This window comes from Leptospira biflexa serovar Patoc strain 'Patoc 1 (Paris)' (assembly GCF_000017685.1).
In the GTDB taxonomy this organism is placed as follows: domain Bacteria; phylum Spirochaetota; class Leptospiria; order Leptospirales; family Leptospiraceae; genus Leptospira_A; species Leptospira_A biflexa.
In genome coordinates this window covers 697904-711028 of sequence record NC_010602.1, presented here as the reverse complement: position 1 = coordinate 711028, position 13125 = coordinate 697904, and the positions used below count along the sequence as shown (strand labels likewise).

Genomic DNA, 13125 nt, shown 5'->3' with positions numbered 1-13125 from the left:
TCGTTGGCATATAACAACCCTAAGGGAAAAATAAATGTTACCAAAAAAAACCAAAATCTCATAAAGATGGAATCATATTAAACAAGAGAACTCTTTCGACAATCCATTTTCATAAGGAAAAACTGAGTTGCCTAAAGATTTATTTTTTATGAATGTGAACAGATGAGTGCAAATTTATATACATTCCCAATTTCTCATTTTTCTGAAAAAGCCAGATGGGGTCTTGATTTAGCAAATTATCCTTACGAGTTAAATCCACTAATCCCTGGCCAACACATCCAAACTTTAAAACCTAAAGTCTCTGAATTATATGTTCCAGTACTGGAAACTGATTCAGGCATCATACAAGGATCCGGTGCCATTTTAGATTTAGTAGAAGAAAAAGCATTTGGAAGACGTGCCTCTGATGAAGAAAAACAGATGGAAGAAAAAATTGACAACCAAATCGGGAAAAGCCTACAAACCCTGTTATACCATTTTATATTGGATTATCCCGAAATTGTGGGGAAATTATTTTTACTAAAGCCAGCTGACATTTCTGAAACGGTTGCACCTCCAGAACATTTCGAATTGATTGCTTTGTCTCTGAAACGAAGGTATAAAATCACTCCCAAAAACTTGGAAGTTGTGAAACTTGCCTTAGATGAATGTTCCAAAGAACTCATTCAAATTTATAAATCGAAAAAATATTTTAATGGGAATTCTTTTGGAAGAGTTGATTTAACCCTTGCTAGCTTAATGGGAATGCTTTCTGAACCAAAAGAATCCCCTGCTTATCCATGGTTTACTTCCGTCACCATGCCTGAACCTTTCCTCCAATGGAGGAACAATCTTGGATATGACATTTTATTTGAAAAAATTAAGGAGTTTTACAAAGACTTTCGAATCCAATCCAAATAATCTTTATCTCCAGTGAGTATTGGCCAAACCACGATGCAAGGAGTATCATAGGAATGTAATTCTTTGATCCTTTGCATGAGTGAATCCGATTTTTCTGCTGTCGTTTTTAAAAAACAAACCACTTCGTTTGATTCTTCCAAACGGTTGTTCCAGACATAAATCGATTCCATTTTGTCGATTAGATTTGCACATGCGGCCAATTGTTCTGAAATCACAATCTTGGCCGTCTTTTTTGCTTCTTCTTTTGAAGGAAAAGTAGTATAAACTGTCACATAATTCTTTTCTATTTCCATTATTTTGATTTCCTACTTGCCCATTCTATTAGATACTTATGATTTTGCTCTATGAATCGTTCTTTTTCCAAATTCACAATCCTCATCATTAGCATTTGTTTACCACTCTTTTCAGAATCATTAAATCCACCTACCATCACGTCCACAAGCCAACTCCAACCAAAAACAAAAAAATACATACCTGTTTTTGCCATGGATGGAAAACTCAAAACCAGCTGGGTGGAAGGAGTGGAAGGAGAAGGAGTCGGTGAAACTCTTCAAATCAAATACAAATCTCCGATCAATTTTCGTTCACTTTCCATCTACAATGGGTTTGGTGATCCAAAACTTTGGGCTGCCAATAATCGAATTAAAAAACTAAAGATCACAACGGAAACTGGCAATGAAGAAGTTGTCACACTGAAAGATTCACTTTCTAGACAAGTCATCGAGTTTAAAAATGAAATTCGAGCAAAGGAAATTTCCTTAACCATTCAAGAAGTTTACAAAGGTACCAATACAGAAAACACTGCGATCGCCGAACTGATGTTTGACTCAGAACAAGCAGGTTCAGCCCTTGTCCCACCCAAAAATACTTGGGCCATTGGGAAATGGAAAACCAAATCCAATATCGCAAGGATCCAACTTCATAATGATGGAACTTGTGAAATGGGTTACGAAACGGCAAAGATGTTATGCACTTGGACCGAAAAAGGTGACAAAGTCATTGTTAGCTTAGAGGCAACGTTGCCTCTTACCAACACAGATATCTTAGAAATCAAACGTAGGGGAAATGCGACCGACCCAACTATTGAAATCAACGGAAAACACGAGTTTGTTCTCAACCGAGACGAAGTATAACGAAGTTTATTTCAAATAGGATCGGTCCAAGCCGACCAAATTGTTTCCACCACAGTAGTTTCATTTTCTACTGTGGTTTCAAAATACAATACAGCATTTTGGTAAGCCTTCCCTGAAAGATCTCTAACGGGTGTTAACAAAATCAGTTCAATACTGAGCTCTGTTTCTAATTTTTCGATGACAGACCATTCTTTCAGTTTTCCCTGTTTTGGATAAGGCAAAACCAATAGTCCAGAAACGATTTCAGGCTTTGTTTTTCTTTTTTTCCGAACTTCCCATAAAATTCGACCAATCGAATAACGAAAGTTAAACTCAGATACAGGTTGCACAACAGTATGTCCATTCTCCGAATATAAAAAGCCATCAATCGCACATGGACCAGAATATTCTTTTGGCACAAGGTTGTTTAAATCTTTGATTAAATCATACACTTTGGGAAGGAAGAGAGGTTCATATTCGTTTTCCCCACCACCAATCCGAATGCCTCGAAATCCACCCTCAGGATCAATCCACATCGTCGTGGATGTGAGATAAAAAAAATCTCCATCTTTTACATCCCAAAGGGTTGAAAAATCAAAAAATCGAAAATCGCCTACCCACTCCTCGCAGACAAGAGGAAAACCAAAAAGACGTTTGTTGATTTGAGCGAGTTTCCATGAATCTGATGGCGATTTAAAAATAATATGGTTTCGCCCTGCTAGTCCATATTCACTTTTTAAAACAACAGGTAGTTTTGACTCTTCTAATTCAGCAAACAGATGTTCTTCGGAAGAAATTAGTTTTGCTTTGAGTGGGGAATGGTTTTTTCGAAAATCCAATTGAGTGACTTTTGAATTGAGATATCTGGAAGTTTCCTCTTGGAGGGGATCGATTCTCAGTTCACCCGCATCCCAATTGTGTCGATTCCCCCATTCCACGAGTGTTACACTTTCTAACAATCCTCCCATTTCCCAAGGGATTCCAGGCGTGAGTCCTTTCTCTTTCCAATGGGAATAGAGCTCATCGTTTGGAAGTTCATCCACGTAAACATAATCATCTTCATTTGTGATCGGGAAAAAAAGTTTTTCCAAACATCGGTTCCTCCTTTTTAAAGAGGAATCGAGGCCTAGTGGAGGAGAGTGGAGGCGATACTCAAATAATGAGTCGAGATAGTATAACTTTGGCACCAATCAATAGATACGTCGGATGGCAGTTGCTATCCTCTGTACATTATCTTTTGTTAAGTTAGGATAAATCGGAATACAATGACCCCTTTGGTACAACCTTTCCGCATTTGGATACTCCAGATGGTTTTCTTCCAAAACACGGTGCAGAGGTTCTTCTACTGTTCTTTGCGTTCCAATATGAATGGATTTAAAATACCTTTGGATTTCTTCATAATTTTGTCCAGAGACAACGATCGGAAATCTTTGGAAGGTGTCTTCGTTTGGATTTTGGAAATAGGTTTCCAGACGTGAGTTTTGCACTGCTTGTAAATAAGCCGATGCAATTTTTTTCTTACGTTCTAAAATCACACCAAGTTTTGATAATTGTTCGATCCCAAGCGCTGCTTGGTAATCCACCAAATTATAATCATATTTTGGTTCACCAAAGTTACGTTTGGCGGATGTTCCAGACTTATACGATCTTACGTTACTTGCAAGATTACTTTCAGAAGTGATGATCATCGCACCATTTCCAGTTGTGATGATGTTTTCAGCACTGAGTCCACAGATTGCAATTTTAGATTGTTTTCCCACTGTGATACTTTCAGACGTGGCACCGATGGCTTCGGTGAAATCTTCTAACACCTCCAATCCTTCAATTGAATACTCATTCAATCGAATGAGGGAACCAAAACTATGATCAAACAAAGCAAACTTGGCACCAGATTCATTTTTTTTGCGTAAAAATTCTTCGGGGCATGGATGGAAAGAATTCCGTTTTAAATCGATAAGCACTGGTTTTGCTTGGATTAAAAAAATGGCATCCAAAGCAGAGATAGGTGCATAACTAGATAACAATACAGAATCACCAGCCTTTACACCTAATGCAAGTAATGCGAGGTGATAAGCAGATGTTAATGAATTAGAGGATATCGCGTATTTAATTTTAAATGTATGGCAAAACGTTTTTTCAAATCGTTCTACGATTTCACCTGTGGAAAGATGTTCTTCCACGAGACATTCTAAAACACCTTTCAGATCTTCTCTCGAAAGGGTTGGTTTGAAGAATTCGATGTTTTTTTCTTTTCGAATCGGTCTTTGTATTGTTTCGGTGCTCATCCAACAGCACTCCTCTTTATTATGTCACTTAAGTAACCCATTTACGAATTATGTCACTTCATTTTTCGAAATGCGAACATAATTTTAGAATTTCCAAGGAAAATTGGTTCTGAGTAGACGAAGTTTGCAAAAAATGACCGAAACCATGGACCAAATTTACTCCTCCTGGGCCCACCGACTCCGCCAAAACCAAGGGATTCGTTCTCTGATGGAAGATTTAGGCCAAGTCACAGGCCATCCTGATGAAATCTTACTCGGTGGCGGGAACCCCGCCCATATCCCAGAAGCAGAGGCCATTTTTCGGGATATATTTTTAAGTTTGGCAAAAGAACCATCCCTTACCTCTCTTCTCGGTGACTACCAAGCACCGATTGGAAACGACCACTTCCGAGAACTGGCTGCTGAATCCCTCTCTCCCTACCTCGGTGCGAATCTAAAAAAAGAAAACATCGCTTTTTTGAACGGAAGCCAAAATGCCTATTCATTCCTTCTCAACCTCCATTCCGGTCCAATGGCAGATGGTAGTTTTCAAAAAATTCTTTTGCCAATTGTTCCAGAATACATTGGTTATGCGGACCAAACAATCACAAACGATGTTTTTATTGCAACACCACCCAATGTAGTGCCGACAGGAAAACATCGTTTCCGTTACGAATTGAACAAAGAGGCATTTGATTTAGATGGTGTTGGTGTTCTTGCGATTTCGAGACCAACCAATCCAACAGGGAATATTCTTTCCCTTTCCGATTTGGAATGGATGGAAGAAAGAACGAGAAAACAAAACATTCCCTTTCTCATTGACCTCGCGTATGGAAACCCATTTCCCAATTTGATTGGAAACGAAGCTCCGATCCATTATGAAAAAGGTCGTACCCTTTCCTTAAGTTTTTCAAAAATTGGATTGCCTGGTGTTCGTTTGGGAATCGTGGTTTCCGATGAAGAAACAATTGAAACCCTTTCTTCCTTTGCTGCTGTTGGGAATCTTGCCGTTGGGAACTTGGGACTGTACATGATGGAGATCCTCTTCCAAAAGAAGGTCCTTCCCGAATTATCAAAACACATCTTACGTCCGTTCTATGAATCAAAACGCGATCTTGCGCTTGGCGTATTCACGACAACCTTTGAAAAAATGGGTGTGGATTACGAAATCCACGATCCGATGGGTGGGTTTTTCCTATGGGTCAGGTTCCCATCACTTTCCATCACCAATCATGAATTGTATCACCTTTGTAAAGATAAACGGCTCTTCATTGTATCAGGACATTATTTCTTTCCAGGCTTAAACTCTGATTTTTCGCATACCAAAGATTGCATACGTTTGACATATTGCCGTAAGGAAGAAGAATTAGCCAGGGGAGCCCAAATCCTAGCAGAAATTGTGGCCTCTCACCAGGCGAAATCCAAATGAGCGAAGATAGTATCGATTTATCTGACACAGTCTTAGAGAACCCTTCATCCCGTGATGAAAATTCTACCGACAGGCCTTCTGCTCAATCCTATATTTTTTTATCTGATTCTGTTGGTAGCCTAACACCGACGGCACGTTGTATCCTGGATGAACTCAAAGACTGGCACAAACGTGTAGAAAAACACGGTAGTAAGGAAAAACACGCATCCTATCTCATGACTGTGGACAAACTTCCCGAAGCACTTGGGAAGTACACAAACCTAGGTGCCCAAGGCAGATCCGAAAACTCGATCCACCATGCACTTCGCCAAATTTTAGATATCGACCACCGTGGCCAAAACAGAGCCGCTTATGCGTATCCATACCTCATCCGCAATGGAAGCAAAATAACATCTAAAATTGCACTCATCGCACCACAAAACGAGAATAAGACGGACACACAACCCTATCGACAGGCATGTTTTCGTTTTTCGCAAGAACTCATCAAAGTTTTACTCGAAAACCGGGCTAAAAAAGGAAGGAACTGGGACGAAGATAATCCAGGTTCTTTGCTCTTACAAAAAAACAAAGATGGGAATACTTGGTTATATCCTAAGTTAGGTTCTCTCGAAGCGGAGATCTCATCTCTCGTGCGAAAGGGTTTTGGAAACTTACCTTACATCCCAATGCCAGACTTTTTACAAGACTTCACATTGTTTGCAAGAGAACAAAACTTAGCCCTTCCCATTCTAACGGATTACCATATTGTCATTGATGAACTCAATATTTTACCAGATGGAAGTTTCAAACGATTGCCAGAAGTAGTGAACCAAATCCTAGCTCATTTGAATGGACTAGAACATTTCACAAAAGAACAACTCACGAAACTTGCAAAAGATGCAAAATACGAATCTTTCCTAGCTCAGTTTAACGAATACACATCCAATCCAAAATTTTCTTCTTTGGAAACTAAGATGAATCCAGAAGAGGAAGTGAAAAAGTTTTTATCCATCATTGAAAACTTTCCTTTCCCTGTTGAAAAAAACAACAGAGCTCTTTCGATCAAAGAAACCATCGATCTCAGTGTCAAAATCTTAAAACGACTCTCTGAAGAAAAAGGTTCCGTATTAACAAGAAAGGATGATAGTATTTACGGAACGGTAAAAAATGCTGTCATCAGTAAAATCCCAGAACATACAAAAAACCATAACACACTGCTTCGCATCAACTTTGAAGAAGAAGTGGCAAATGCTGGGATCACAGATCCTGAAAAAGTATCGGAATACATCAAACGCCTAAAAGATGATGTATTATCCGAACATTCGTATCATGAAGAAAAAACTCCTGATGGTAGATCGGTATACTATGTGGTCGACCACGGGTATATGGCCGCAGTCATCCACAAACTTGCGTTTGAAGGCAGAAACAATCCCGAATACAAAAAACAATTGGGTTATGCCAAAATCATCAATCACAAACTCTCTAACCCCAAACACCCAGGTCTCAATAGCAAACTCAAACCTGAGTTAATCGCTAAACTCAATGCCGATGTCAAAAACATGGAAGTGGAGGAACTGGAAAAAGAAAGGTCCAACGAAATCCGATCTCGATTTAATGTCATCCCAGGGATTTTAACCTTTGTTGTGAGTACAATGATTTTTATCACTGGTGCGTATTATCTCCGTTCGGCGATGCCAATCTTTTTTGGAGTTCCTTTTTCTGTGGTACTCGGGTTTTTAGCCGCCATTTATTTCAGGGAAAAAACGACAGAAGAAATTCGTGAAGACATCAAAAATTCCGGGAAATTTTCTGGAGTGGGCGATTGGGGAAAACCAAGTTATTCTTCTGGTTCCACTCCTAGTTATGAAGAAGAACAAGAAACGAGTAAAAAAGAAGAAAAACTTTCGCACATTTACAAAGCGGCAGACAATTTTGTTTTCCCAAAACGATTCAATAAAATCACAGACAAAGTGTTAGATCCAAAGTCCTTACGTTCTCGCATCTACGAAAATTTGGACAATATCAAACGTAACAACATGACCCTTGCCAAAGAAAAAGACGACGACAAAGTGGCATCCACAGTTGAATATGCGGTTTTACAATCCGTCTCGACTGTGGTGATCCCTGATGACGTGGCCGTCCGAGACCAACCCAATACCATTCTCATCAATCGAAATGATATGAAGTCGGCACTCTTCCGAAGCCAATTGGCTGATTTTTACCGCGAAGAAATGAACAAAAAGAAGTTCGATAAAAAATTAGTCAAATACTACACCTATCTCATCAACACAGTTGAGATGGAGTATTATAAATACCTTCCGAAAAAACGAGTTTAGAAACTAAAATCATTTGATTCTCTGTGGGTCACTCTTCCTATGGAGTTGATGTATCAAAACGGTATCGTACAATTTCCTATCATCATCATTGATGAAGATTTTCGTTCCGAAAATGCCAGTGGTCTTGGCATTCGAGCAATTGCAAAGGCCTTGGAAGGCGAAGGAATCGAAGTTCTGGGTGTCACCAGTTACGGAGATCTTACTAGTTTTGTACAACAACAGAGTCGGGCTTGCGGATTCATTCTCTCCATTGACGATGAAGAGTTCACTCCCGAAACAGAAGGGGAAGTGCCCGATGCCCTTCGCCAACTCAAAGACTTTGTCACCCAAGTGCGTCACAGAAACGCCGACATACCACTGTTTTTGTATGGGGAGACAAGGACTAGTCGCCATATTCCGAATAGTATCCTCAAAGAACTCCATGGCTTCATTCATATGTTTGAAGACACACCAGAGTTTATGGCACGCGCCATCCACCGAGAAGTAAAATCATACTTAGATAGCCTTCCTCCTCCTTTCTTCCGAGCTCTCACCCAATATGCACATGATGGAAGTTATAGTTGGCACTGCCCTGGGCACTCTGGTGGCGTTGCCTTTTTAAAAAGCCCTGTGGGACAAATGTTCCACCAGTTTTTTGGTGAGAACATGTTACGAGCTGACGTGTGTAATGCGGTTGATGAACTCGGACAACTCCTAGACCATACAGGCCCCATTTCTGCCAGTGAAAGAAACGCAGCACGTATCTTCCAATGTGATAGTTTGTATTTTGTGACAAATGGAACATCTACTTCCAATAAAATTGTATGGCATAGCACCGTGGCTCCTGGAGACGTTGTGATCGTTGACCGCAACTGTCACAAAAGTATCTTACATGCCATCACAATGACTGGTGCCATCCCAGTTTTCCTTATGCCAACACGAAACCATTTTGGAATCATTGGACCTATCCCAAAATCAGAATTCACTTGGGAAAACATTAAAAAGAAAATCGCAGAACACCCGTTTGCCAAAGAAGTCAAAGGGAATCCTAGAATTCTTACCATCACACAAAGTACATATGATGGAATTTTATACAATGTCGAAGACATTAAATCAGAGTTAGATGGTAAAATCTCAACACTTCATTTTGATGAAGCATGGTTACCACACGCATCGTTTCATCGTTTTTATACTGGGATGCATGCGATTGGATCTGACAGACCACGTCCAAAAGAAAGTATGATCTTTGCCACGCAGTCCACACACAAACTCTTAGCAGGTTTATCACAAGCAAGTCAGATCCTTGTCCAAAACAGTGAAAAAGAGACCTTAGATCGAAATTTATTCAACGAAGCCTTTTTAATGCACACAAGCACAAGTCCACAATATGCCATCATCGCTTCTTGTGATGTGGCGGCAGCCATGATGGAATCTCCTGGTGGGAATGCTCTTGTGGAAGAGTCCATCGAGGAAGCATTGGATTTCCGGCGAGCCATGCGCAAAGTAGGTTTGGAATTAGAAGAAGATTGGTGGTTCAGTGTTTGGGGTCCAGAAGCCCTTGCCGATGAAGGTGCGGGCGAAAGGGATGAATGGATCCTAAAAGCAAACGATCGTTGGCACGGATTTGGTGACATTGCAGAAGGATTTAATATGTTAGATCCGATCAAGGCAACTGTCATCACTCCTGGTATGAGTGTGGAGGGGGAATTTGCGGATTGGGGAATCCCTGCGCTGATCCTCACCAAATACTTAGCAGAACATGGAATCATCGTCGAAAAAACTGGACTCTATAGTTTCTTTATCATGTTTACGATCGGGATCACAAAGGGTCGTTGGAATACAATGGTCACTGAATTACAACAATTCAAAGATGATTATGATTCGAACCAACCTCTCTGGAGGGTGATGCCAAAGTTTACGGTAGCCTATCCGAAATACGATCGGATTGGATTACGAGATCTTTGCCAATCCATGCATGAAGTGTATCGGGCAAATAACATTTCCCACCTAACAACGGAAATGTATTTGAGTCCCATGATCCCTGCGATGAAGCCTTCAGAGGCATTCGCAAAAATGGCACACCGTGACATTGAACGAGTTCCGATTGATGAATTGGAAGGAAGGATTACGTCTGTCCTTCTCACTCCCTACCCACCCGGAATCCCTCTCCTCATCCCTGGCGAAAAGTTCAATACGACCATCATTCGGTATTTACAATTTGCTCGTGAGTTTAATACAAAGTTCCCTGGGTTTGAAACAGACATCCATGGCCTCGTGGAAGAAAAATCGGAGACAGGACACTTATCTTACTTTGTAGATTGTGTGATGGAATCTTAAAAAAAAGAATCTAAGATCGGAATGGTCCCTAGAACCAGACGGTGGCGACAAAAAAACCCCTCTGGTTCTAGAAGTTCAATGGAAACTGATTACCTGCATTGATTGTCTACAATGATCCTATTCATTCGATCCCTCAAATCCAAGCAATCGGTGTTTTCATTGATCGAATCGATACAACCAATTGAATTTATCCTTCATTCCCATTCCATCATTCGCACCACATCTTTCAAACAGTCTTCCCGAACCAAATGGTCAGCTTTAATCGTCGGAAGACCAGAATACCACTTTCCATCCGGGAATTTTAAATCCACCCAATAGGTGAAGAGTGTGGTTTCACCGTTATTGTTTTTGATTTCGATATTGAGGAGTTTTAAATCACCAATGCCGGTTTCTTTATAAAACACTTCTCCGTTTTTCGTTCGGATTCGGATTTTTTTAGGTAAAGCTTCGTAGGTAGTCCCTTTTTTTTCTTCCCGTTTTAATTTGAGCTCCCAGGAATCAATTTTGATAGAATCAAGTTCATTCGAGCTCAATTTTTTTTTGTATAAAATTCCATCTTTTGTATGTTCAAAAAAGATCGTTTGACTGCCGCTAGTTGACTCACCCCGGACAGTCCTTCCATCACAAAGGGTCAAATTCAATACCTTAGATTCACCTGAATCTTTGTCTCCACGCGCATTCCTTGGTTCCTTCGATTCTTCGTTTGGTACGGAAGGAAGGGTTGGTTCTTTTGGCATTCGTGGTTCTCCGTAACTAGGCGAAAAAAAACCGAGAGCCCCAAGCCAAAGAAAGAGTCGCAGTCGAAGTAAGTAATCCATATTCTGACCTTTATCCATGGATGCATTTCTGACTGCAACTTTTCAAACCCTTCCCTTACCCATACTCATTCTCGTCATCATCGGCTCCATCCTTGTCCTCGGGAAAGCCGCCGATGTTTTAGTGGACGAAGCCGTCTCCCTTTCAACGAGATGGGGAGTACCCAAGATGATCATTGGGGCAACGATTGTCAGTTTAGGGACCACTCTCCCTGAAGTCTCCGTTTCCGTTCTTGCGGCACTCGAAGGGAATCCAGGCATTGCCCTGGGAAATGCGGTGGGTTCCATCATCTGTGATACAGGTCTCATCCTTGGGATCGCCATTCTCATCTCACCACCTGACATCGACAAACGTCTTGTGAACCGCCAAGGTTGGATCCAAGTGCTCAGTGGGTTTTTACTGGTATTTGCTGCACTACCCTGGTCAAACCTTAGTTCTGTTTTTTCCACAGGTGGGCGGATCGACCAAGGAACAGGCGTTGTCTTTTTAATCTTACTTGGAGTTTACATTTACCTTAGCATCCGTTGGTCAAGGTCAAAACCTGGCGAACTCGAAGCAGGGATTGATGACACAACCGAATACGACGAATCTCCATTTTGGATTGTGTTGTTAAAACTAGTGGTGGCGATCACCCTTGTGATATTGTCTTCAAAAGTTCTCATCCCTTCCGTCCAAGAAACAGCGGTTCGGTTGTCGATTCCTGAGTCCATTATTGGTGCCACTCTTGTTGCCTTTGGAACCAGTTTACCAGAACTTGTGACAGCCATCCAAGCCTCAAGGCGTGGCCACTCCGAACTTGCTGTGGGAAATATCATCGGTGCTGATATTTTAAATGTGCTCTTTGTCTCAGGTGCCGCTGCGGCTGTGACTCGGACTGGCCTCGAAGCTCCAGTGAGTTTTTTCAGTTTTTATTTTCCTTCCATGCTCACCGTTTTGATTTTATTCCGCCTTGGGATTGTATTCTCAAAAGACAAAATCAAACGCCCGTTTGGTGTGTTTTTACTCATCATTTATGCAATGGCGACAATTGCAGGATTTATCTTCAAAGGATAAATTTGAAATTCACCTCCACCTCTTCCTTTTTCGATAGGAAGTTGGTGGATTTTTGTTTTCTCCATTCCTCATAACTCAAGATTTTTTTTTCAATCCATTGTTTTGATGGTTCTGTCATTTCCCCAGTCAAAAGTCCAGCACCTTGTCGTAGTAACATCTTACCACCCTCATTATCAAATTGATGGGGATGATCAAAAACAAAAATTTCACGATTTTGTTCCATGGCGCTTGTGGCAGTGGAAATGGTCCCCGATTTTTTTCCTGATTCCAAAATGTAGACCTTCTGGCAAAGACCTGAGATCACCCGATTTCGTTTGGGAAAAGTCCATTTGGCCGGTTCTGTTTGCATAAGAAATTCAGAAATTAACAACTGTTTTGTGTCCGATTTAATCCGTTTGTAGAGGTCTCGGTTTCCCGGAGGGTATTCCATACCGAGTGTTGTTCCAAGGACTCCAAGGACGGGCACTCCTAAGTCCAGTGCGGAGACAAACGCTTGTCTGTCGATCCCCAGTGCCAACCCTGAGACGATTGCCATTTTTTCTTTTTTTGCAAGCGATTGCACCAGGGCCTTTGTTGCCACAAGGGAGATGGGAGAGGATTTTCTTGTTCCCACAATGGCAACAAGTTCTCTCTGAAATACGGAAAGATCTCCCAAACAAACGAGGACAAGCGGTGGATCGTAAATTTCTTTTAATAATTGGGGATAAGATTCGTCATAAAAATGGACTAACTGCCAATTGGGGTCTTTATTTTTTTCCCAGATTTGGCATTCAAAAAGCCACCTCTCCCAATCTTCCTTAACAAAAAATTTTGGTAAATCATTGTATAAGTTGGGAAAGGAATTGTAACTTCGCCAAATCTTTGTTTTGCGTAAATAAGAGGTGACCTTGGGATGACCCAAAATGGAAACAACCACAATG

General features: G+C 40.9%; 11 protein-coding genes. 6 read left to right on the top strand and 5 right to left on the bottom strand.

The window, feature by feature from the left end:
• The first annotated feature begins 162 nt into the window (after positions 1–162).
• Positions 163–900: a glutathione S-transferase N-terminal domain-containing protein gene (locus tag LEPBI_RS03445; protein WP_012387719.1), complete on the top strand. Its 738-nt coding sequence runs from the start codon at positions 163–165 to the stop codon at positions 898–900.
• Here LEPBI_RS03445 and cutA read toward each other — a convergent pair.
• Positions 870–1193 (bottom strand): divalent-cation tolerance protein CutA, encoded by a 324-nt coding sequence (cutA, locus tag LEPBI_RS03440; RefSeq protein ID WP_012387718.1) that lies wholly within the window; start codon positions 1191–1193, stop codon positions 870–872. The two genes, LEPBI_RS03445 and cutA, sit on opposite strands and share 31 nt — an antisense overlap.
• Positions 1194–1244: 51 nt before the next feature.
• Here cutA and LEPBI_RS03435 point away from each other — a divergent pair, with 51 nt between their 5' ends.
• Positions 1245–2033, top strand: coding sequence for an NADase-type glycan-binding domain-containing protein (locus tag LEPBI_RS03435; RefSeq protein ID WP_012476146.1), 789 nt, complete (start codon positions 1245–1247; stop codon positions 2031–2033).
• Between the two features lie 11 nt (positions 2034–2044).
• Here LEPBI_RS03435 and LEPBI_RS03430 read toward each other — a convergent pair whose 3' ends face one another.
• The gene (locus tag LEPBI_RS03430; RefSeq protein ID WP_012387716.1) at positions 2045–3103 is read right to left on the bottom strand and encodes a hypothetical protein; all 1059 of its coding nucleotides are present in this window, start codon (positions 3101–3103) and stop codon (positions 2045–2047) included.
• A 99-nt stretch (positions 3104–3202) separates the two neighbouring features.
• Complete coding sequence (locus LEPBI_RS03425; protein WP_012387715.1) at positions 3203–4297, bottom strand: DegT/DnrJ/EryC1/StrS family aminotransferase; 1095 nt, start codon at positions 4295–4297, stop codon at positions 3203–3205.
• Positions 4298–4430: 133 nt separating this feature from the next.
• Between LEPBI_RS03425 and LEPBI_RS03420 the strand changes: the two genes are divergently transcribed.
• Genes LEPBI_RS03420 through LEPBI_RS03410 form a run of 3 tightly spaced genes read left to right on the top strand, consistent with a single transcriptional unit; the run spans position 4431 to position 10336 of the window.
• On the top strand, positions 4431–5705 hold the full coding sequence (locus tag LEPBI_RS03420; RefSeq protein WP_012387714.1) for a valine--pyruvate transaminase: 1275 nt from the start codon (positions 4431–4433) through the stop codon (positions 5703–5705).
• A complete protein-coding gene (locus tag LEPBI_RS03415) occupies positions 5702–8020 on the top strand; it encodes a hypothetical protein (protein ID WP_012387713.1) in 2319 nt (772 codons plus the stop codon). Before LEPBI_RS03420 ends, LEPBI_RS03415 begins: the two co-directional genes overlap by 4 nt.
• Before the next feature lie 48 nt (positions 8021–8068).
• The gene (locus tag LEPBI_RS03410) at positions 8069–10336 is read left to right on the top strand and encodes an arginine/lysine/ornithine decarboxylase (protein WP_012387712.1); all 2268 of its coding nucleotides are present in this window, start codon (positions 8069–8071) and stop codon (positions 10334–10336) included.
• 194 nt (positions 10337–10530) lie between these two features.
• Here the strand turns inward: LEPBI_RS03410 and LEPBI_RS03405 are convergent, their stop codons facing one another.
• Positions 10531–11172: a hypothetical protein gene (locus LEPBI_RS03405; protein WP_041769623.1), complete on the bottom strand. Its 642-nt coding sequence runs from the start codon at positions 11170–11172 to the stop codon at positions 10531–10533.
• On the opposite strand from LEPBI_RS03405, the gene LEPBI_RS03400 reads away from it, so the two are divergent.
• Positions 11171–12205 carry a calcium/sodium antiporter gene (locus LEPBI_RS03400; protein ID WP_012387710.1) on the top strand — a complete coding sequence of 345 codons (1035 nt, stop codon included), beginning with the start codon at positions 11171–11173 and terminating at the stop codon, positions 12203–12205. The genes LEPBI_RS03405 and LEPBI_RS03400 overlap by 2 nt on opposite strands.
• Here the strand turns inward: LEPBI_RS03400 and LEPBI_RS03395 are convergent.
• On the bottom strand, positions 12195–13121 hold the full coding sequence (locus tag LEPBI_RS03395) for a DNA-processing protein DprA (RefSeq protein ID WP_012387709.1): 927 nt from the start codon (positions 13119–13121) through the stop codon (positions 12195–12197). The two genes, LEPBI_RS03400 and LEPBI_RS03395, sit on opposite strands and share 11 nt — an antisense overlap.
• Positions 13122–13125: the final 4 nt, after the last annotated feature.

What these genes read in the sequence shown, in the direction of transcription:
- LEPBI_RS03410 (WP_012387712.1), top strand. Translation starts at nt 8,069, where the DNA reads ATGTATCAAAACGGTATCGTACAATTTCCTATCATCATCATTGATGAA.
- LEPBI_RS03445 (WP_012387719.1), top strand. Translation starts at nt 163, where the DNA reads ATGAGTGCAAATTTATATACATTCCCAATTTCTCATTTTTCTGAAAAA.
- LEPBI_RS03405 (WP_041769623.1), bottom strand. Translation starts at nt 11,172, where the DNA reads ATGGATAAAGGTCAGAATATGGATTACTTACTTCGACTGCGACTCTTT.
- LEPBI_RS03415 (WP_012387713.1), top strand. Translation starts at nt 5,702, where the DNA reads ATGAGCGAAGATAGTATCGATTTATCTGACACAGTCTTAGAGAACCCT.
- LEPBI_RS03425 (WP_012387715.1), bottom strand. Translation starts at nt 4,297, where the DNA reads ATGAGCACCGAAACAATACAAAGACCGATTCGAAAAGAAAAAAACATC.
- LEPBI_RS03400 (WP_012387710.1), top strand. Translation starts at nt 11,171, where the DNA reads ATGGATGCATTTCTGACTGCAACTTTTCAAACCCTTCCCTTACCCATA.
- cutA (WP_012387718.1), bottom strand. Translation starts at nt 1,193, where the DNA reads ATGGAAATAGAAAAGAATTATGTGACAGTTTATACTACTTTTCCTTCA.
- LEPBI_RS03420 (WP_012387714.1), top strand. Translation starts at nt 4,431, where the DNA reads ATGACCGAAACCATGGACCAAATTTACTCCTCCTGGGCCCACCGACTC.
- LEPBI_RS03435 (WP_012476146.1), top strand. Translation starts at nt 1,245, where the DNA reads ATGAATCGTTCTTTTTCCAAATTCACAATCCTCATCATTAGCATTTGT.